Source organism: Anabaena sp. UHCC 0187 (assembly GCF_009712035.1).
Taxonomy (GTDB): domain Bacteria; phylum Cyanobacteriota; class Cyanobacteriia; order Cyanobacteriales; family Nostocaceae; genus Dolichospermum.
The window spans coordinates 439,611-459,099 of record NZ_VILB01000011.1; the positions used below are offsets into that span (position 1 = coordinate 439,611).

The window sequence follows — 19,489 nt, forward strand, 5'->3', positions numbered from 1 at the left end:
CTGACTTATCGAAAAATAGAGAAAAATAGATCCCCGACTTCTCCAAGAAATCGGGGATCTTAAGTAACATAAATTAAGCTGTTCTAAAACGAGCCAATTCTTCGCCTGTTTTCGCGTCGTGGGCGTGAACAGTACACACCAAACATGAATCAAAAGAACGGGCTACATGACCCACTTCTACGGGGTCTTTAGGGTCTGCAATAGGCGTTCCAATTAATGCTTTTTCAATAGGTCCTAGTTGTCCTTCACCGTCACGGGGTCCAATATTCCAAGTACCGGGGGCGATAACTTGATAGTTCTTAATTTTGCCTTGTTCGATTTCTACCCAGTGACATAATGCACCTCTAGCGGCTTCCGTTGCACCCCAACCTTTACCATCTTTTTCTTCTGGTTTAATATACCAAGGATCGTTTAATTTGAACTCTCTTAAACAACGTTCAGCTTGACGATATAGTTTAACTATTTCGTGGACTCTTCCTAATTGGCGAAGATGAACACTTGCACCACCCATTTTCTTGAATGTGTCGAGAATAAATGGGTCATGATGTTGCCAAGATTCGCCATGATTTCCCCCTGCAACTAATTGACGGGCTAGGGGTCCGGCTTCTAATCTTCCTAAGTCTTGGTGGAGGACTGCACTTGACCAAGAATACGCGCCATTAAAGTCTTTTTGGTTGTTGTTGATTGGGTTAGTTGTGCGATCGCTTGGATGCCAATCTTGAGTACCTTCATCATACCAAGAATGAGTTAAATTCTCACGGGTAAAAGCTGGATTCATTAAGCTATGAGTATCAGTGAAGCTATCATAAACACCGCTTTTCATAATTACAGCAGCGTTACGTCCTTCAATGGTGGGATGATTATATTTATCCTCATGGGGAATATAACCCCAAGTCACATATTTACCCACACCTGCACCATATCGATCTAAACCGATATCTAACCCCATGCGCCAATATAAACCCAAGTCTGATTCTCGATGTTTAACATCTTCATTTAACCACTTTTGAAAGTCTTCATAGGATTGAATTTCTTCATATCTTTCTAAAGAACAACCTAACCAAACTGGTTCTAACCAATTAGTGCGGAAATATTCCAAAATTGCCCAGGCGCGGGTAATGTCAGTCAAAGTGGGGGCGCACATCACACCACCAGGCACCATATAACTGCTATGACAACAGGTGATATGCTGTAAATGTTCCTGAGTAACTTATTTTTAAGGTAATTTTGCTCGGTAGTAACATTTTATTTTCACCATTTCAGTTTATAAATAAGGGAATATTTAGGGAATGAGCGGACAAAATCAGGGTAATTGCGAGGAGAAATATTCCACATCTACACAGGAATATGCAAATGCAGACTCAAGGGACTGGTTCGCCGATATGTTTGCAGATTTCGAGCCGCAGAACACCACAGACGGTAGCTATAGGGGAACAATGGCGAAAATAAAGGCAACGGAATTACAGTATCAAGCAGTTTTTGAACAGAAGTTAATCGAAGCTAATACTAATTTAAAAAGGGAGAGAATAAGAGTTAGTATTAAACAAACTGGCAATTCTCTCCAATTACGAGCTACCTTACCTTTAAAACCAGGAGATTACAGTTCAGGTAAGACAAAAAAACAGTATGATTTATCTCTCGGAATACCCGCAAATTTAGAGGGACTAAAAACTGCAATTGAAGAAAGTTATGAGTTGGGTAAATTAATTGCTCGTCATACTTTCGATTGGAATGAAAAGTATTTAGGAATTAAATCGAGAGAGAAGCAAGAGAGCAAAACAATTGGGGAATTATTAGATACATTTGATGAAAAATATTATCAAACTCGTCAGAAAACTATCACCAGTCAAAATACTTTTGCTAACTATATATCTGTAATCAAAAGAAACTTGATTCTCACCCATTTAGCCACAAAAGAAAATTTTGAGGAAGTTATTAATTCATTTCAGGGAAATAAAAAAAATGAATTGATTGCGGTAAGTTCTGTTTTGATTAAAACCTTTAATTTAGGATTTCAACTCGATGTCAAACGAGATCATGTCACTCCTGCTTATCGAGAAATTCCTGAAGATGAAAAAATAATATCTGCTTTTGACCTCTTTGAAAAGTTCGCCCTCAACCGCAAAAATACAAACATTAGTGATGAAATAGACACTTGGGAAATGTGGCGTTGGGTATATGGAATGTTGGCGACTTATGGGTTAAGACCAAGGGAATTATTTGTCCAACCAGATATTAATTGGTGGATGTCTCCCCAAAATATAGATCATACTTGGAAAGTGAATAAAAATACTAAAACTGGATATAGAGAAGTTATTCCTTTTGTACCTGAATGGATAGAATTATTTGATTTATATAATCCCAAACCATTAAAGATTTTAGAAATAAAGGTGGCAAAAATTGCATCTGTACAAAATATTAATTGGATGCGGAGAGATATATCCAGATGGTTTAGAAAGGTGGGAATTGAGTTTCAACCTTATGATTTACGGCATGGTTGCGCGATTCGAGCGCATCTTCAGGGAATACCGATTAAAGCCGCAGCAGATAATTTAGGTCATACTGTTGATGAACATACAAAAACCTATCAAAGATGGTTTGGGATTGAAAATCGGAAAAAAGCCTTTGGTGAGGTAATTAGTCAAAGGTCATTAATTGAGTTGCAGAAGAATGAAATATTAGCGCTACGGATGGAGAATGAAAGGTTAAGGTTGGAGGTGGAAAAGTGGAAATTTTTGGAAAGAAAAAATGTAGAGGACTGCGAACAGGTTTATCACTACGGTTAAGAACATCTTGAAAATTCTGTCTAATGTCCTAATTAGAATGTTATGAGGAAAATTTCTGGACAGCGATAAATATACTGAATCATTCCGTCTATTACCCAGAAAAGGATGATAGCCAGAAAATTTATTGCTATCCACCCAAATTTAGGTATTTATCTGGAAATTTTCTGTATAATAGCTGTATATTAGCGATATTCCGAAAGGTGCCTCATGAATAGTCAGTTACTCTTCTCAGATTATTTTGAAATCGACGTATCTGTTCTAGATGAATATGGTGCGTTAAATATATGTATTGAGGCTGATTTACCTCTGTTTATTGACCCTTTTCTACTTTTTGCATCAGATAAACCAGAATATCAAGCTTTACACGACAAGATAATTGAACACTTAGTAAATCTCAAAAAAATTGCTGCAAATAACCCTCAATCTGACTTACATCTTTTTCAATTCCCAGAAGTCAAACAGAATTGGCTAGGATTGTGTAAATGGGGTAATAACGGGAAAGGATTGGGTCCAGAGTTTGCTCGCAACCTTATCGCAGCATTCAATGGATTTTATGCCGACTTTGGAAACGAAGTTATTACATCTTCATCCCATATAGAAAAGCTTACACTGGTAGGCTCAGGGATTGGTAGAGATTTCATTAGTGATTTTACGACTAATTTGATTCTAGAGCATTTGCTAGAGTACACGCAAAAGTTTGCAGAGTTGCATTTGCAAGAGAATAAGCGAAAGAAGTTTTCTATTCGCTGCTCTTTTGATTCTAATTTAATGATTTGGAAACCCAAAACTTTCGATCTACCATACTTCTATAAGGGAAATAATGATGAAGATTTTCTAATTCTTACTCCTATAGATATCCTTACCAAAGATGATGCTTTTATCTGTCATAGTGATTTTACGAGTAAGTTTAAGCAAATAACAAATGCACTAGAAAACTCGACTCTTAGAGATGCGATAAACCGTTACTTTAAAGATAGACTTCCAGTTAAACCTAAAAAGGCGGAGATTCAACAGGCTATTGATGCGACAGTTCAAAAGTATCCAGAACTTCTTGATTACTACATACATCATCAAGAAGAAAATCGAGATAAGGCAGCAACGTTATCTGCTGAAAAGGTTAATAACCTCCGTACAGAGCTAATTTCGACGCTAGTTGATTTCTGTAAGCACATTGTTGAATACAGCAACTTTTATAAGATATCACCGAATAGCTATCAGTCAGCTTTACAGCGTGTTCAGTATTTAAAACAGGTGATAGAAGACAATGATGGCTATAGGATATTTTACAAGGATGGTCAGCCGATATCGTCAGAAGATACGATTCAAAGAATTTTTCGTTTGACATGGTTTGCATCACCCTTAGATGTGAACTCGGAGGTTAACAATGGTCGCGGTCCGGCTGATTACAAGATTTCATACGGTGATAGAGACTCCACCATTGTCGAATTTAAGCTAGGAAAATCTTCATCTCTCAAAAAGAATTTACTCAATCAAACTGAAATATACAAAAAAGCTTCTAAATCTATAAGTGACATCAAGGTTATTCTTTGTTATACAAAGGCAGAAATAACGAAAGTCAAAAATATTCTGAAGAGTATCAATCAAGAGAACGCGGAAAATATTTTTATAATCGATGCAACAAAGAAAGATTCTGCATCCAAAGTTTAGCCCAATCGCTAACACATTACGGCAGCGGACGGAAGCCGATTGTAAGGTTGCTGAGGCTACCTGCTGCCGCTCAAAATCCATTGTCTTGTGCTTCCTTAACTGCGATTAATGCGATCTCATGGGTTAGTGCGATCGCTCAATTTTCAAACAAATAAATCAATAAAAATATGCGTGCAAACATTGACACTCAGAAGTTAGAACGTCTGATGCAAGTCTTAGGTAGAGAAGCCCAGGGTTCAGGCTGCATCTACTTTACAGGTGGAGCTAGTGCGCTACTAATTGGATGGCGCAACTCCACAGTTGATGTCGATATTCGTCTAGATCCTGAACCACCGGGCATTTTTCAAGCCATCGCCAAGCTCAAACAAGAATTAAACATCAATATCGAATTGGCATCTCCGCAGGATTTCTTGCCACCTCTTCCAGGATGGCGTGATAGAAGCGTATTCATTGGCAAACAAGGTCAAATTTCCTTTTATCACTATGATTTTACAGCCCAAGCTCTTTCTAAACTATCTAGGGGATTTGACCGTGATATTAAAGATATTGAAGCTATGTACAAACAGAAATTATTCTCTTTGAATGATTTACGGAATTGCTTTGAAGCGATCGCACCTGAACTAATCAGATTCCCCTCTCTTAATCCTGATATGCTTAGAAGCAGAGTCGAGAAATTTATTGAACGTTGTGAAGATAACCTGGAGGATGATCAATCATGAATCTCAATGAGTTGCCGGGATCTGAGATAATCTTGCCTGGACTGAGTGATCTGCACAGTGGTGAATCTAATACAATTGGAGCATTGTTAGCTGCGATCGCGTCAACCCGCTTAACTGAAGCTGGTTTAGATATTCCTAAAAATCACTTAGCCCCAGAACCAGAGCTAACTTTATATGCCCTTCTCCAAGATGAACGAGAGGATGCTTACGTTTACTATAATGCTTTGCTTAATCAACTAAATAGCTTTTGCAATGCTCTTGAATTAAGTTATAAATATAAACCGTCTAATTTCACTGTTTAACATCTTTGAGAAAAGCGATTCGTGACCAGGTCAAACAAATCATCCACAAGTTATTAGGAGGTTTATGAATAACTGGACTGTAGAACAAATTACCTTTCGTTGTGAGCGTCTTTCTGTACGTCTGGAAAGATTAGCACAGAACTTTCTACAAATGGCATCTCTCAGTTTAGATGAATTTAATGGAGAAGCGGTACTTGAGATTATTCGAGAAAGTAAAGTGTTTTTAGAATTAACAGCCATTGATTTAGATGTAGATAATGCCTTTGAATTAGCTCAAATACAACGTCAATTGTCTCGATGGCATATTCATTGGTGGTCAACTTGGGCAAGTGATTCTAGTCGTCTGGAAATTTCCACCTTATCTCAAACCTGGGCAAATCGAATTATGGAGATGGCAGGAGTTCTGGTTTAAGGTTTTTAGTGCGATAGCGTAAGCGCTGACTTGTCAGTTCGCTCAATATCCAAATAAATCAATATTTCCATACTCAAGTAAATCTGTAAAGATTTTAACTTTTAAATTAATATTTACGTATTTATATTGAGAAAAAACCGGGTTTATATTTCAACAGAAAGAAAAAATTATACTTTACCACTTGCCTTTAACTTCCTGAACAGCGATTAAGGGAAAAATTAGGTAACGTCTGAAAACACCAAATAACTACAATAAATGGACTTATGATATAGCTGAGGTGGATTTATGGCCTCATTTAAGGAAAAACCAGGGAATAATTAAATCTATTCCGAAAAATCCTGACTATATCAGCAATTCCCTAATTTATTACCATATAACTGCTGTGCGGCCATTGTCCACCTAATAAAGCGTAGATTTCTACCGGCTTACTAGAAATTGTAATGCCGAGTTCATAAGATGTCCCTGTGAACGCAGCAAACCGCCGACAAGCTTCATCATAAAAGTGACTACGACGATAATTTTTATTAGTTAAGTCAATCGCAAACAAACCATAAAAATACCGAGGAATACTTTGGATTGTTTCGACAATTTGACCTAAATTTCTCGCCAAAATCGCATTTCTCGGAACTTCTGTTCCCCAAGCTGTATCTAACGCCCAAGAGGCAGAACTGAGGTGAGAACCACCACAAATTCCACAAATTCTTGGAGTCACAATTAAGCCAGCTTGGGGATCTTTTCCGCGTAAAATTATTTCAAAGCCGCGAAAAAGTTCAGCATGAGTCCAAGCATTTGTGACATATCCATTTTCGATTTCGACACGCACATCTAAATCACCCTCAACTCTACCAACGGGTGAAATATCTAATGTTTGAATTGGCATTATCCTCTCCTATTATTTATTGGCTTGTAGTAAGCACTTAAGTGCTTACTACGAACTAAACGGTAAAAAAGTCTTCGTCTGTCCATTTTGGGGCTGCGTCTTTGGCCACAACGGTGAGGACTGCGTAATCTTTGTGGTTGATTCCTGGTGGTGTTTCTTTGGGAACTCCCATAACGGTTTGGGTTTTAAAGACTGTTCCGGGTTTAAGGTCGAAAAAGGGAAATTCCGGTTCTGTGCAACCTAAACAGGGCATTCCGGCGCGGGTTTTGGAGGAGACGCGATTCCAGAGAATGCGGTTGCAGGAGGCATGGGTCATGGGTCCACGACAACCTAAATCGTAAAATAGACAACCTTTGCGTTGTCCAAATTCCGTGGTTGTGGCTTTGTATGCAAAGTGAATGTTGCGGGTACAACCGGTTTCGGCGTAAGTGTTAAAGAAGGTTTGGGGACGATGCAGTTCATCGAGAACTATATCATCAATTCTTCCCGTTGCAATAGCGACTAATATCTGCGTTATCCAATCGGGGTGTGCGGGACAACCAGGAATATTAATTATAGGTAAGCCGGCTTGGCTGACAAAATCTTTACCTAAAAAACCGCCTTCTTCCCGTTTGAGAAATTGCAGTCCTTTGGAGTCGCTGGGGTTGGGTGACATAGCGGGAATTCCTCCCCAACTTGCACAGTCTCCGACAGCGACAATAAATTTGGCAACTTTGGCTAAATCGTCTAACCAATCTTTCATGGGACGGTCTGCAAACCGATTCCATTCTCCTGTACCATTAGGGGCGTTAACGACGCTACCTTCAAATACCAAAATATCCAGAGGCGTTTTCCCTGAAATACAGTCGGATAAAAGGGTTTTGACGTTTTCACCTAATTCTACACCCAAGGAAGGATGCCAAAGTATTTTCATACCGAAATCAGCAATTAAATCACAAGCTGTTGGTTCTTCGGCATTAAGAAATGACATGGTGTCACCCGAACAAGCACCACCTTGTAACCAGAGTACATTAGTCATTAGCTATGTCTTTCTCTATATGTTGACAATGCACAATTAAAGAAGTTATCTAGGAATATAATTTCCCTTTTTGAGAGGATTTACTTGTAGAGAATGACCTATTGATCAATATTTATTATTTTAAATTAAGGTATTATTTAAAGCAATTAAATTTTTTTAAATAAAACTTAAGAATTAGCAAGATTAGATTTTATGGTAACAAATAAAGTGAGGGCAAGATAATAGACATAAAAACTAATCAACGGGACTCTGATAGTATTTCCCCAACATTTAAAGTTTTTCCTGCTACTGTTACCTGATCATCATCTACTAATTTCCGTCCTCTGCGCGTTTCCACTATCCCATTAACCTTGACTTCACCATCAACAATCATCAATTTAGCTTGACCTCCGGTAGAGGTAATCCCGGAAAACTTTAAAAACTGGTCGAGTTTAATCATTTGCTTTTATCAACTACTAAAAAAGTATCATCTATAGCAATATATCAGGATTTAGGATTTTGGCAACAAATTAAATTCTTGCAAAGCCGGTAAAAAGTTTTTATTTTCATGACTAGGGCGACTCAGTTTAATCAAGGCAAAACGCTGTAAAATAGTCAAGCTTGCCCATGCCTCAATTGTGATGATCACACCTATTTCCTGTGCTTTTTCGTGAACACTGCTGGGAATAGTGGTAATATCTACCCATGCTGGATGAGTTTCAATTGGCAATTCGGCTACAGGTTTACCAGTCAGTTGCAATACCAACTCTTGAATATAATGCCTATAATCATGAATTTTGCTATCTGTATCGCAAGGTAATGTCATTAAATTTTGACGTGATTCTTGATTCATCTGATTCCATTCTGCTAATTTTAGCTTAATACCGCAAGTATCGAGTTTATAACGCACTTGCATAGGAATACAACGCCAAGAATCAACAAAATCTGCTTCAAATTCAAAAAAATCTGTCATAAAATTGCTAATTTTTCTAAATTATAGATTTATATAATGATTGTAAATGATTTATGAGAAAATAAAGCCCGCCTGGGAATCAATTCCCAGTCTCATAGCAAAAGTCATCTAAAGATGACTAAATAACCCAAAAATTCCTTAGTAAACTTTAGTTTACTTTAGCTATTAGCCCGGAACTTAAGTTCTGGGCGGGAGTGAAAGCTAATAAATCAGATTGCTATAGAATACAAACATCATGAATATTGATTCCCAGTATCATGTTACAACTATTATTTTAGCAGGTGGTAAAAGCACTCGCATGGGTAGAGATAAAGCCTTAATTCCAATTGAAGGTGTACCCATGTTGCAATTAATTTGTACTATCGCTGAAGCTTGTACTGATAAAGTTTATATCGTCACTCCCTGGTCAGAACGTTATCAACAATTGCTAACATCTAAAAGTCAGTTTATTCCAGAAGTTCCTTTACCTGGGGAAACTGGAAATGAATCTCGCACCCATGGACCAATTGTAGGTTTTATGCAAGGGTTAGCAGCAGTGGAAACAAATTGGGTTCTGCTATTAGCTTGTGATTTACCAAATTTGCGTTTAGAAATATTGCAAGATTGGATATCTAAATTAGATACAATTCCCGAAAATAAAATGGCAGCTTTAGTACAATATAATCAAATTTGGCAACCTTTATGTGGTTTTTATCGCCGTCGTTGTTTACCAGAATTACATCAGTATGTTGAAGCAGGTGGACGTTCTTTTCAGCAGTGGTTAAGGTCTTATAATGTGGAGGTATTGTCTTTGGCAGATCCAGAAATGCTATTTAATTTTAATAGTGTTGATTCTGTTTAAATTTCAACTGTAAGTATCGTGATTTTTTTTAACCAACCACAGAGACGCAGAGGGCGCAGAGGAAGAGAAGATCGAGGTTTTTATATTTTATTTAAGGGTGCTACGGTTAGTTTTTGATGATATAATCAATAAAATTATATATAGGAAGTAAAATAGTTATACCAAATTCAGTGAATTAGGTAATAACTGATTTGGAACTTCTATGAAAATAAGTAATTTCTCTCTAGGGTTTTTTTAATAGATTGTTTTATAGTAGGAAAAATTGACTCCATTATATTTCTGGTAGCAATACCTGTTAATTGCAATATTGGCTTCTCAGATTGGGGAATCTGTTGATAACAATTAAATCTGCGTAAATTGGCTTGGTTTATAGTGTCGCATTTATTGAATGTAGGCGCTGACGACTTAATTCCCCAACCGGTTAAAATACGCCAATTATGACATCTAGTATTACAGATTCAGTGGTGAAAGCGGCGATCGCAGCTATATCTTCGGAGTCAGCAACAACGGCAGAAAAAATCCAAATGCTGATAGAAATAGCCCAAGGCTTTCAAAAAAAGCCGAAAACAGCCCAAGATTTACGCAATGCAGTGGGGCTATTTTACCGTGCATATGAGATGTGTGGGGATGAGTATGTTTTACTGAAAGCACGGGCTAAGGTGGGCATGGCAGGGTCATTACAGATGATTCCTGATGCGGATTCCCAATTGTTGCAACAAGCGAGGGCAGATTATGAGGAAGCTTTGCCAATTTTACAACAATTTGCCACAGCGGCGGAAGTAGCAGAAACCCAAATGAATTTAGGGTTGGTTTTACAATCTTTAGTTCCCTATAATTTAGCCCGGATAACTGATAGTATTCAGGCTTATCACGAGGCTTTGCGGGTGTTTACTTGGGAACATTATCCCCAGGAATATGCGATTTTACATAATAACATAGCGATCGCCTATCTTTCTATGCCCATGTCGTCGGAACGGGAATCTTTGCGTCAAGCTTTAGCAGTGCAATCTTTTGAAATTGCTCTGAAATATATTAATTTAATTGAGCATCCTAGGGAATATGCAATGTTGCAAAATAACTTAGGCAATGCTTTACAATATTTAGTTAGTTCCCATCCTGTGGAAAATAATTTACGGGCTGTTTTAGCTTATGATGAAGCTTTAAAGGTGCGTAATCTTCAAGATACACCGTTAGAATATGCTAATACAATTTCTAACAAAGCTAACCTCCTCTTCAACTTACCCGACGACCTCGAAAAACCGGAATTAGGGAATCCACAAAATCTCTTAAAAGCAGAAGAATACTATCAAGAAGCTTGGCGAATATTTACAGAACATAAGCAATTAGAACAAGCGGAAATGGTAGCCAAAGCACTACAAGATTTAACCGCAGAAATTCAAGCATTTGCCTTAAATTAAACCCTAAATAGGAGAATATCTATGTTTGAGTTAGTCCATGATCCAGTATTGATCAAATTTCTCCATAGTTTAAATACAGAATTAAATTTCACTACAGGATTTACTTGGTTAATCATTGCTGTGATTTTATCAATGATTGGTGGTGCAATTGGCGGAATTATCCTTGCAGGTAAAGATTTAGGATACCAATTTGCAGCGATAATTGGTAGTTTATTTGCACCAGCAGGGGTAATTCCTGCGGTAATTTTCGGGTTATTTATTCTGAATTTATTAGCCAATCACTAGGAGCATATATGTTAGCATTAACTTGGTTTTCTGTTAAGTTATTTTTCAAGGGTAAACTATTCCGTGACCCTATATATTTTATTCGTCAAACTATTATTGCTAGTGGGATTGGCACGGTTATATTGGTATTACTAGCACAAGCATCAATTCCCCTCTGTATTCCCATTGGTGTAGCTAGTTTGACTACAGGTGCAATTATGCCTTTTCTGTTGCAAGATTTTAGAATGAAATGAGTGGAAAAACTAACCACTCCAGAACACACGGGTTAGGTTTCTACATAAGCCACAGCAAAACGTTCAATTCCCGCTAAATCAGCATGAATAGAAATATTGCCATAACTACCATGATTTTCTAATAATTCTCGCACCATTTCCGACTGTCCCGCCATCATTTCAATCAACCAAACGCCACCAGGACGCAAGTAAGCAGGGGAAACATTAATTAAATGACGAATATAGTCTAAACCATCTGCACCACCATCTAAGGCTAAATGTGGCTCATGTTTAACTACTTCCGCTTGTAAGGTAAGTACCGTATCACTAGGAATATATGGCGGATTTGATATCATGCCGCTAAACTGACCTTTGAAGGCTTCTAAAGGTTGCCACCAAGAACCTTGGTAAAATTGAATTCGCTCCCCAAAACCCAAATTTTCCGCATTAGTTTGAGCAACGGCCAAAGCTGCCGGACTAATATCTACTGCATGAATTGTGGCATTTGTCAATACTTCTGCCAATCCCAGAGCTATCGCGCCGCTACCAGTCCCTAAATCCGCCCAGTGTCCGGCTTTCATCTCATTGTTAGCAGCAACCACAGCCAAATCAATCAACATTTCTGTTTCTGGTCTGGGAATTAAGACCGCATGAGAAACTGCGAGTTGAAAATTTCGCCAAGATGTCATTCCCGCAATATACTGAACCGGTAAACGGTCATGTAATCGCCTTTGCCACAATTGCTCTAATTCTGTTAAAGACAATTGCATGGGGATTTGATGCCATGCTTTGAAAGATTCTAAACGCAGTGCCAAGCGGTCTAAATTAGCTATTGTTAATAATAACCAATCCACTTCCATGGGGGATATGTCCGCGGCTATAGCTGCTTGAATTGCAGTTTTTCGCCACTGCCAAAGTTCTAAACCAGAAACCATTTGATTTGGCTTTAACATATCAGGAAGTAAAGATTGTTTATTTTTTCTTGGGTTGATTGGGAACGATAGAACGAATAAATTCTATTGACTCCCGTGAGGGAAACAAGAAAATCTTATTAGTGCTGGGATCATTGCTACTATTGAGTGTGTCAATCACGCCATACAAATCTACTACTTGAATTTCTGTATTGGCTGCTTCCTGTGGTTTAGCTTTTTTGAAAGCATCTAAAAGAGCCACTGCTTGTTCTTTTTCAAAATAGAAAGGAATAAAACGTTCTTTTCCTTGGGGAATGGTCAAATAACTATTTCCTTGCTTGAACTTCGGCACAAATAAAGGAATACCATTAAATTGTTGACCTGGTTTACCACCAGCATTCAACATAGTTCTAGCTACATCAATTTGTTGTTTTGTGGGTACTAAAGTAAAAACTACAGCCGAATCTTTTTTCTTATTATTTTCTACTACTAATTTATAGTAATCTGCTAAGGAAACAGGTCTAACCTGAATAGTGCTTGCTAATTTGGGATTTTCTTTTTTTAAACGACCTTCGAGGAAAGTTTGGGCATCTTTCTTACTAATAAAAAATCCTATTTGAGAAATAGTTTTAGATTCATTTTTTCTGGAGATAACTACAAATTCTCCTTTGGGATTAGTCAGTGTAAAAACAGGGACTTCCTGTAAAGTTTTTACTACCTGTTCCTGTGGTAAAGCTAACGCTTGCAGATTATTCATTCCTGGTAATCCTGCAAACATTACACTTCCTGCAAGACCCAATGTTAAGCCCCAACGTACTAATAATTTCATGATCACTCCTCGTGTTAATTTTATGCCCTAGCCAAAAGTCTGAACATCCTATTATAAGTCTTCTCCACAGATCAGTAATATCCTGATGCTTTGAAGATGACAAGACTGTGTAGTCACCGAGTCAGGAGTCAGGAGTCAGGAGTCAGGATTCAGGAGTCAGGATTCAGGAGTCAGGAGAAAGAAAGAAAGAAAGAAAGAAGTAAGAAGTAAGAAAGAAGTAAGAAAATTAGCCAGTCCCTAGTCCCTAGTCCCCAGTCCCCAGTCCCTAGTCCCTAGTTCCCAGTCCCTAGTCCCCAGTCCCCAGTCCCTAGTCCCTAGTTCCCAGTCCCTAGTCCCTAGTCCCCAGTCCCCAGTCCCTAGTCCCCAGTCCCCAGTCCCCAGTCCCCAGTCCCTAAACCTGACTTTGTAAAAGGTAACTATATGGTTCGTCAAGAGATTGAACGGTACTAGATTTGATGGTATCTAAATAACGTAGTAATAACTGAACCTGTTGAGAGTTAGGACGATAAGAAAGATTACCTTGTTTCTCAAATAAGGGAGAAATACCGGAAGTCAAGGCAGCTATGGCCTTGTAATCAGGATTTTCTTGGGAGTGGTGGGTAAGCCAAAGGTTATCGGCAGCCGTAGGAATCAAACCTGGTGGTAGTTCACCTTCTAAAAAGGCTAATAACCGCTGCTGACATATACGGGTATTGATACCACGACTTTCAAATAACTGCAAGACTTCACCAAAGGATAAAGAACGGTTGGGTAATAGTTTCAGCAATTCAGAAAATAAGAAATAATCTGTGTATTGTTGTTTAGGTATGTCTAAAACCTGGGGATGTAAAGGTAACATAGCTAAACCTAGTGCCACCCGACTACAATTAGGAGCGCCATTTTCACCTAGATATAAATCTTGAATAATCTTGGCATTAGGTAGTTTTTGCCGTAACCAACGGTTAATAGTGCCGACGGTTGCCACACCACCGCAGAGGATAGCTTGATTAATAGCTTCGGTGGGAATACCACGGGCTACTAATAATTTATTAAGTTCTCGATTCAGACGACGGACAAAAGGAACAAAAACTTGACTTTCCAAATCTCGGCGTTGCAATACCCAAGACTGGTCTGCGAATTCTAGGGTAAAAGTTTCTTGATGTTGTAAAATCAACTTTAAAGCTAAAGCCGCATCTAACAAAGCCTGTCCGAGCAGGGAACTTTCTAGACGTTGCTGGAAGCGAATCCGCACTTGTGTATCTGGTTCTCCCACTTTGGGTAATGTCAATGTTTCCAAACCCAAACTAGAAAATTCCATGTGGTCTAAACCAGGAATTGAGGGTTGCCAATGCCAAGGATTTGCATTGGCAGATTGATGATGAGATTGTCCAGGTTGACGGGGTTGGCGGGATTTTGGTGGTAGTAATAACTGACAAATAATATCCTGTTCAATGCCTTTACCAGAGTAGGCAAAATTGTGGAGCATGAAATCTTTGTGCGTCAATTCTCCCAAATTTGCTGGTATATCTACCAAAGTCATTTCTACAAGTGTCGCCCCAATATTAATGGCTAAAGTGTTACCTAGTAGGGGATAATTGCTAGTTTTTAAAGGTTGCAAACCCTGATTTTCACTGATTTGGATAAATTGGCCATTAGCACTGTCTAATTCTGGCAGCAAACTAGCGATCGCTTCCTCCACAAAAAAGATTTGTTGAGGATGGGAAACAAGTTGACTGGTAAGAATAGCTTCCCGCACATTAAAGCGATATTGTTCAGTCCAACTAGAAGGATAAGTACAAATTACCCCAGCGATATTCTTAATCACTTTGGAGAAAGTTGGGATATTCATTCCCACCGCATTCGCAATTAAAGCAGGTGTGGTACTAGTTTGACTAGACCTGAGAGTTAATAGTAGCTTAGAAAGCGATCGCACCACCCAAATTAAAGGCCCGGCGGAAAATTCATTTAATTGCAACATTGGTTCCCATTTTTGTCGTTCTGGTTGGTAGGGAACTGCTATTTGTAAAAGGGGTTTTAACTGTGCTGAGTAAAGATGAGGGGAAACTTCTTTTTCTCCACTTTGCCCCTGACGAGAAGCTGAATTAGTCGGTAAATAAACTTCTGCCGGTAAGCGGAATGATTGCTGAAAAGAAGAACTACCATTTTGCTGTTCTGCTGACCAATAAATGGGATGAAGTACCAATTTCGAGCGATTCAACAAAGCCGCAGAAATCCCTGTTGTCCCAATATCAATTCCTAAATACCAAGTTGTATCTAGAGTATCACCTGGGATTAGATCATGATTTTTATCATCAGGAATTGCGGGTTGAGGAGTGGTAATTGGGGATTGCTGACTAGTAACTGAAAATTGAGAAGTATCTTCTTTTTGATCTTCTATATATGTCTGAGTTGTTAAACTTAAATCTTCTTGCTGAGGGGGAAGTATAGTTACAGTATCAACTGGATTTTCAACATTTAACTGTGTTGTTGATTCCCCAGGAGAATTTAATGGTTGATCAAAATTAGCTAAATCTTGATCTAATTGTTGCAACTGCTTTGCATCCAAAATAATTTCTGGGATACCAGCACCGTCATTATCTCCCAAATATAGTAAATTTTCCACTGGAGAAGCAGCCACGGAATCAGATACCATGATTGGTGGTAATGTCACCGCAGAAATATCGGCTGTACTAGTTTCTAATGCTATTTGTTCATGACCAGGATCAACTAATAAATCAGTCAGAACTATAATTGTATCAGCACTATTTGGTTCTTCCTCAACCTGTTCTGTGATAACAACTTCTGTTGCTACTGGTGTTTCTTGTGGTGAAGATATTACTTCATCCTGGTGAGAAATCTCAGAAATTACGACTGGAAAATTGTAGTTTTCATCATCTTGTGGTTCACCCCAAAGATTTGGTAGTAACAACAACTCTTCTTTTGGTTCTTCCAACATAGTTGGGGGTGTAATGTCAGCCACACTAGCAACTGTCAGACTGCTAATTTCCGGTGGTGAAACAGCATCACTAACCACTTCAGAAGACATGGATAAACTGCCATCTTCGTTGAGTACAGTATCATGAGAAAATGATAAATTCAGCGATGAAGAAATTTCTGGATTAAAGAAACTTGCATAAAGTTCGTCTACCTGATCAGCAATTGTTAATTGTAACTCTTTTGCCCCTTGTGGTTGCTCTTCTAATAAATCTGTTTCCAAACTAATTGGGACTATTTCCGCAGGAGGAGTTGCTAGAGTTACATCTTCTGAATCTGTTGAATCTGTTAATTCTTCGACGACCGGGGACCGATCTAATAATGGTGATGCTGAGACTATTTCAGGATTGACATCAGAAATTAACGGCTCATTAATTAGGAATTGCTGTTGTAAATATTGAGTCAAATTATTTAAGAACTTTGCCATTAACTGTTCACCTTGCATCCCTTGACTGTGCATTTTTGCTAGTGCTTGGGAGAGGGACTGATAATAGGTGTTAATATTACATTCTAAAGCTTCAAAAACAATATTGACAGTTCCATCTAAGGAAAGCAAGCGTTGATCTAAATCCCGCGCCAAATTTGCTAACTGTTCTACCCGCTCTGCTGATTCCAAAATAGGCTGCATGGCAGAGGTAACAGCTTCTAAATTTTGTGAATTAGGGTTGATTGTCGCACTAGCATTTGATTTTAAATGTGGGACTAAACGACCCATGAGAACTTCTAAAAATTCACCAATCATTTGCTCTTGATTTGCTAACTGCTGGCTTAAGGAATAGTTTTGCAGTCGCTTTTGATCTAGTTGCCTAATTTCCTGAATAAGACTGGCTCTTTCTGCCAATAATCTTGATAGTTCTGCTTGTAAAGGCTCAAGTAAAACACTAAACTCTTGTGTTATCTGTACCGCTTCAATATTATTTAGCTCTCGTGGAGGTGGAGAAGACCCGACCACAGGTTGGATATTACCCTGCTGGTTAAATTGCGTCAATAGAGATGAAAATGCTGGTGCCGGAGGTGGGGTGGTTGTTTCGGAGACTACCTCATTCTTGGCTACTTGATCATCGTTCAGTTGCACCAAAAAATCACGTACCCGTTGTAAAACCTCTTTTTCCTGTTGTCCTTGGTTAGACAGAAACTTAGAAATACCTTTAGCACTGTGGGACAGTAAGTGATCAATATCTGCAATTAGTTGGTGAATTTCATCAATATGGGAAGTCACGTTAAATTACCTTAGTGAGAAATGTACGTTGATGTGTAAGAGCTTGACAATTAAAGAAGTTTTGAGGATCAAAATTTGTGCTTTATACTTCCAAGGATAATTATGTTACCAATTACTCGTATTAGTCATGATTGTCAATCAGTTTTTGTCAGAATTCAGCCAGGAGTAGAACGGGAAAAGTTTGTGGTGTCAGCTTTTGCGCCTTTTTACAGATGTTTAATAAAAAATAACTCTCGGTATTGCTTAAGTTCTATCTATCTGAGATGATGAAGGAAAGGCACAGAGAATATACGGATATTCTGTTTTTTTATATTTCTCTAGTACATAGAGTGAATTTTTCTAAGTGTATTTAGGCTAATTATTGTAAAATTTTTTAACAATAACTTATCCATACTGAAATAGAGTAATATCTAAGATTATTGATAAAAAACCCTATTCTCGCTTTTTTATGTAACATAGTCTGAGTCGGATTTCTAAAAATCTCTGTTAAACGCCGTTGTACTTTGATAGGGTAGGTTTAAAATAACAATCTTATTTGTTGTGATGATAGCAGCTTTGATAATCAAGATGTCCTGATGGAAGAACGATATAATACAAATAATCCGGCTTATACATGGATGATATCATCTCCTTTTTTTGAAGACTTGCCAGAACCAGGTGTAGAAAAAGCTCTTACTCACCTTGTCACCCGGACTCACCCAGGTAATCAAGTAATTTTACTGGAAAATGACTGGGGCGGTTCGGTATATTTTATTGTAGATGGATGGGTAAAAATTCGTACATATAATCTCGATGGGAAAGAGGTAACGCTGAATATTATTGGCAAAGGAGAATTATTTGGGGAAATGGCAGCAATGGATGAAGTCCCTCGTTCTACAGATGTAATTACTCTCACTGCGACAACAATAGCGAGTATCCCTGCTCAAGATTTTGTCAATTTCCTGCATACAGAACCTTTAGCGGGGCTAAGATTGTCCCAGTTAATGGCTAGAAGGTTACGACAGGTAAATCGCAGGTTGCGGCTGCGGGAATCGGATAGTCAGTCACGGGTGGCTGATACCTTACTATTTTTGGCAGAGGGGCAAGGAAAACAAGGCAACACAGGCACGGAAATTCCTAATTTACCCCATCGGGAATTAAGTAGTTTAAGTGGACTGGCACGGGAAACTGTGACAAGAGTGCTGACAAGACTAGAAAAAAAAGGGTTGATTGTTAGGGATCAAGATAGAATCCGGATTCCTGATTGGTCAGCTTTGGAAAAAACCATAGTTTAATTTAGTTGCCCTGCATGAGTATTGTTAATTCTCTCCCAGAAGAACCAGAAGCAGATTCATCTCCTGAATCTCCTCCCCAAAGCCAATTACATTACCAACCTCTTAAAGTTGAAAGTACCTTGAGGATGGTAGAAACGGCTTTTTTAGCCAGTACAGCCAGTTTAATTTGGTTTATTAATTTTTATTTTCCCTTGGGTCCAGTATTGCGGGTATTTTTCCCCATCCCCATTGCTTTGGTGTATTTACGTTGGGGTAAACGGGCAGCTTGGATGGCAGCGGTGACTTCTGGGTTACTGTTATCTGTACTCATGGGACCAGTTCGCAGTTTATTATTTGTCATGCCTTTTGGCTTCATGGGCGTGATGTTAGGGGCAACTTGGTATCGTCGTGTGCCTTGGATTGTTTCGATTACTTTAGGAACGCTGTTGGGGACGCTGGGGGTGTTTTTTCGGTTATGGTTTTTATCTGTGTTATCTGGACAAGACCTCTGGATTTATGTGATTAACCAGGTGACAGAAATTATTGAATGGATTTTTTTAAAGTTGGAATTGTTAATGATTCCCAATTTATTATTAATTCAATTCGGAGCGATCGCTCTTATTCTCATCAATAATTTTATTTACTTGTTTATCATCCATCTTACTGCTTGGTTACTTTTAGATCGCTTAGGAAATCCCATTCCCCGTCCACCTCATTGGGTGCAAGTGCTAATGGATTATGAATAGTCATAACTATGATTTGCGTGATTAGTTTGATTTATGTGACTAATTTGATTTAGATGATTAATCAG

Annotated in this window: 17 protein-coding genes and 2 pseudogenes; 11 read left to right on the plus strand and 8 right to left on the minus strand. The window is 38.4% G+C overall.

Going from position 1 to position 19,489, the window contains the following annotated elements; genetic code table 11:
- Window positions 1–73 precede the first annotated feature (73 nt).
- Window positions 74–1,174 (minus strand): annotated as a pseudogene (locus FJR11_RS11120) (nickel-dependent hydrogenase large subunit); the annotation flags it as partial.
- Between the two features lie 115 nt (window positions 1,175–1,289).
- On the opposite strand from FJR11_RS11120, the gene FJR11_RS11125 reads away from it, so the two are divergent.
- The 5 genes from FJR11_RS11125 (at window position 1,290) to FJR11_RS11145 (ending at window position 5,887) form a co-directional block, all read left to right on the plus strand.
- Complete coding sequence (locus tag FJR11_RS11125; RefSeq protein ID WP_168503734.1) at window positions 1,290–2,786, plus strand: site-specific integrase; 1,497 nt, start codon at window positions 1,290–1,292, stop codon at window positions 2,784–2,786.
- Between the two features lie 207 nt (window positions 2,787–2,993).
- On the plus strand, window positions 2,994–4,454 hold the full coding sequence (locus tag FJR11_RS11130; RefSeq protein WP_168503735.1) for a hypothetical protein: 1,461 nt from the start codon (window positions 2,994–2,996) through the stop codon (window positions 4,452–4,454).
- Window positions 4,455–4,621: 167 nt separating this feature from the next.
- Window positions 4,622–5,173, plus strand: coding sequence for a DUF6036 family nucleotidyltransferase (locus FJR11_RS11135; RefSeq protein WP_168503736.1), 552 nt, complete (start codon window positions 4,622–4,624; stop codon window positions 5,171–5,173).
- Window positions 5,170–5,475, plus strand: coding sequence for a hypothetical protein (locus FJR11_RS11140; protein WP_168503737.1), 306 nt, complete (start codon window positions 5,170–5,172; stop codon window positions 5,473–5,475). Before FJR11_RS11135 ends, FJR11_RS11140 begins: the two co-directional genes overlap by 4 nt.
- 64 nt (window positions 5,476–5,539) lie before the next feature.
- Window positions 5,540–5,887: a hypothetical protein gene (locus FJR11_RS11145; protein ID WP_168503738.1), complete on the plus strand. Its 348-nt coding sequence runs from the start codon at window positions 5,540–5,542 to the stop codon at window positions 5,885–5,887.
- A gap of 367 nt (window positions 5,888–6,254) precedes the next feature.
- Here FJR11_RS11145 and FJR11_RS11150 read toward each other — a convergent pair.
- The 4 genes and pseudogenes from FJR11_RS11150 to FJR11_RS11165 form a co-directional block, all read right to left on the minus strand.
- Window positions 6,255–6,767 (minus strand): annotated as a pseudogene (locus FJR11_RS11150) (nickel-dependent hydrogenase large subunit); the annotation flags it as partial.
- A 55-nt stretch (window positions 6,768–6,822) separates the two neighbouring features.
- Window positions 6,823–7,785, minus strand: a complete 963-nt coding sequence (locus FJR11_RS11155) for a hydrogenase small subunit (RefSeq protein ID WP_168503739.1) — start codon at window positions 7,783–7,785, stop codon at window positions 6,823–6,825.
- Between the two features lie 238 nt (window positions 7,786–8,023).
- Entirely contained in the window at window positions 8,024–8,224 is a 201-nt protein-coding gene (locus tag FJR11_RS11160) for an RNA-binding S4 domain-containing protein (RefSeq protein WP_168503740.1), read from the minus strand.
- 51 nt (window positions 8,225–8,275) lie between these two features.
- Window positions 8,276–8,737: a nitrate reductase associated protein gene (locus FJR11_RS11165; RefSeq protein WP_168503741.1), complete on the minus strand. Its 462-nt coding sequence runs from the start codon at window positions 8,735–8,737 to the stop codon at window positions 8,276–8,278.
- A 235-nt stretch (window positions 8,738–8,972) separates the two neighbouring features.
- On the opposite strand from FJR11_RS11165, the gene FJR11_RS11170 reads away from it, so the two are divergent.
- The 4 genes from FJR11_RS11170 (at window position 8,973) to FJR11_RS11185 (ending at window position 11,514) form a co-directional block, all read left to right on the plus strand.
- A complete protein-coding gene (locus tag FJR11_RS11170) occupies window positions 8,973–9,578 on the plus strand; it encodes a molybdenum cofactor guanylyltransferase (RefSeq protein WP_168503742.1) in 606 nt (201 codons plus the stop codon).
- Window positions 9,579–10,015: 437 nt separating this feature from the next.
- Window positions 10,016–10,996, plus strand: a complete 981-nt coding sequence (locus FJR11_RS11175; protein WP_168503743.1) for a hypothetical protein — start codon at window positions 10,016–10,018, stop codon at window positions 10,994–10,996.
- A gap of 21 nt (window positions 10,997–11,017) precedes the next feature.
- The gene (locus tag FJR11_RS11180) at window positions 11,018–11,281 is read left to right on the plus strand and encodes a hypothetical protein (RefSeq protein ID WP_168503744.1); all 264 of its coding nucleotides are present in this window, start codon (window positions 11,018–11,020) and stop codon (window positions 11,279–11,281) included.
- An 8-nt stretch (window positions 11,282–11,289) separates the two neighbouring features.
- On the plus strand, window positions 11,290–11,514 hold the full coding sequence (locus FJR11_RS11185; RefSeq protein WP_168503745.1) for a hypothetical protein: 225 nt from the start codon (window positions 11,290–11,292) through the stop codon (window positions 11,512–11,514).
- 32 nt (window positions 11,515–11,546) lie between these two features.
- On the opposite strand, the gene prmC is transcribed toward FJR11_RS11185, so the two are convergent.
- The 3 genes from prmC to FJR11_RS11200 form a co-directional block, all read right to left on the minus strand.
- Entirely contained in the window at window positions 11,547–12,446 is a 900-nt protein-coding gene (gene prmC / locus FJR11_RS11190) for a peptide chain release factor N(5)-glutamine methyltransferase (RefSeq protein ID WP_168503746.1), read from the minus strand.
- Window positions 12,447–12,465: 19 nt separating this feature from the next.
- Window positions 12,466–13,233: a Tic22 family protein gene (locus FJR11_RS11195; RefSeq protein ID WP_168503747.1), complete on the minus strand. Its 768-nt coding sequence runs from the start codon at window positions 13,231–13,233 to the stop codon at window positions 12,466–12,468.
- A gap of 391 nt (window positions 13,234–13,624) precedes the next feature.
- The gene (locus tag FJR11_RS11200; RefSeq protein WP_168503748.1) at window positions 13,625–17,425 is read right to left on the minus strand and encodes a hypothetical protein; all 3,801 of its coding nucleotides are present in this window, start codon (window positions 17,423–17,425) and stop codon (window positions 13,625–13,627) included.
- A gap of 575 nt (window positions 17,426–18,000) precedes the next feature.
- Between FJR11_RS11200 and FJR11_RS11210 the strand changes: the two genes are divergently transcribed.
- Window positions 18,001–18,699 carry a Crp/Fnr family transcriptional regulator gene (locus FJR11_RS11210; RefSeq protein ID WP_168503750.1) on the plus strand — a complete coding sequence of 233 codons (699 nt, stop codon included), beginning with the start codon at window positions 18,001–18,003 and terminating at the stop codon, window positions 18,697–18,699.
- Between the two features lie 14 nt (window positions 18,700–18,713).
- Window positions 18,714–19,424, plus strand: coding sequence for a DUF2232 domain-containing protein (locus tag FJR11_RS11215; RefSeq protein ID WP_168503751.1), 711 nt, complete (start codon window positions 18,714–18,716; stop codon window positions 19,422–19,424).
- Window positions 19,425–19,489 lie beyond the last annotated feature (65 nt).

What these genes read in the sequence shown, in the direction of transcription:
- FJR11_RS11125 (WP_168503734.1), top strand. Translation starts at nt 1,290, where the DNA reads ATGAGCGGACAAAATCAGGGTAATTGCGAGGAGAAATATTCCACATCT.
- FJR11_RS11130 (WP_168503735.1), top strand. Translation starts at nt 2,994, where the DNA reads ATGAATAGTCAGTTACTCTTCTCAGATTATTTTGAAATCGACGTATCT.
- FJR11_RS11135 (WP_168503736.1), top strand. Translation starts at nt 4,622, where the DNA reads ATGCGTGCAAACATTGACACTCAGAAGTTAGAACGTCTGATGCAAGTC.
- FJR11_RS11140 (WP_168503737.1), top strand. Translation starts at nt 5,170, where the DNA reads ATGAATCTCAATGAGTTGCCGGGATCTGAGATAATCTTGCCTGGACTG.
- FJR11_RS11145 (WP_168503738.1), top strand. Translation starts at nt 5,540, where the DNA reads ATGAATAACTGGACTGTAGAACAAATTACCTTTCGTTGTGAGCGTCTT.
- FJR11_RS11155 (WP_168503739.1), bottom strand. Translation starts at nt 7,785, where the DNA reads ATGACTAATGTACTCTGGTTACAAGGTGGTGCTTGTTCGGGTGACACC.
- FJR11_RS11160 (WP_168503740.1), bottom strand. Translation starts at nt 8,224, where the DNA reads ATGATTAAACTCGACCAGTTTTTAAAGTTTTCCGGGATTACCTCTACC.
- FJR11_RS11165 (WP_168503741.1), bottom strand. Translation starts at nt 8,737, where the DNA reads ATGACAGATTTTTTTGAATTTGAAGCAGATTTTGTTGATTCTTGGCGT.
- FJR11_RS11170 (WP_168503742.1), top strand. Translation starts at nt 8,973, where the DNA reads ATGAATATTGATTCCCAGTATCATGTTACAACTATTATTTTAGCAGGT.
- FJR11_RS11175 (WP_168503743.1), top strand. Translation starts at nt 10,016, where the DNA reads ATGACATCTAGTATTACAGATTCAGTGGTGAAAGCGGCGATCGCAGCT.
- FJR11_RS11180 (WP_168503744.1), top strand. Translation starts at nt 11,018, where the DNA reads ATGTTTGAGTTAGTCCATGATCCAGTATTGATCAAATTTCTCCATAGT.
- FJR11_RS11185 (WP_168503745.1), top strand. Translation starts at nt 11,290, where the DNA reads ATGTTAGCATTAACTTGGTTTTCTGTTAAGTTATTTTTCAAGGGTAAA.
- prmC (WP_168503746.1), bottom strand. Translation starts at nt 12,446, where the DNA reads ATGTTAAAGCCAAATCAAATGGTTTCTGGTTTAGAACTTTGGCAGTGG.
- FJR11_RS11195 (WP_168503747.1), bottom strand. Translation starts at nt 13,233, where the DNA reads ATGAAATTATTAGTACGTTGGGGCTTAACATTGGGTCTTGCAGGAAGT.
- FJR11_RS11210 (WP_168503750.1), top strand. Translation starts at nt 18,001, where the DNA reads ATGGAAGAACGATATAATACAAATAATCCGGCTTATACATGGATGATA.
- FJR11_RS11215 (WP_168503751.1), top strand. Translation starts at nt 18,714, where the DNA reads ATGAGTATTGTTAATTCTCTCCCAGAAGAACCAGAAGCAGATTCATCT.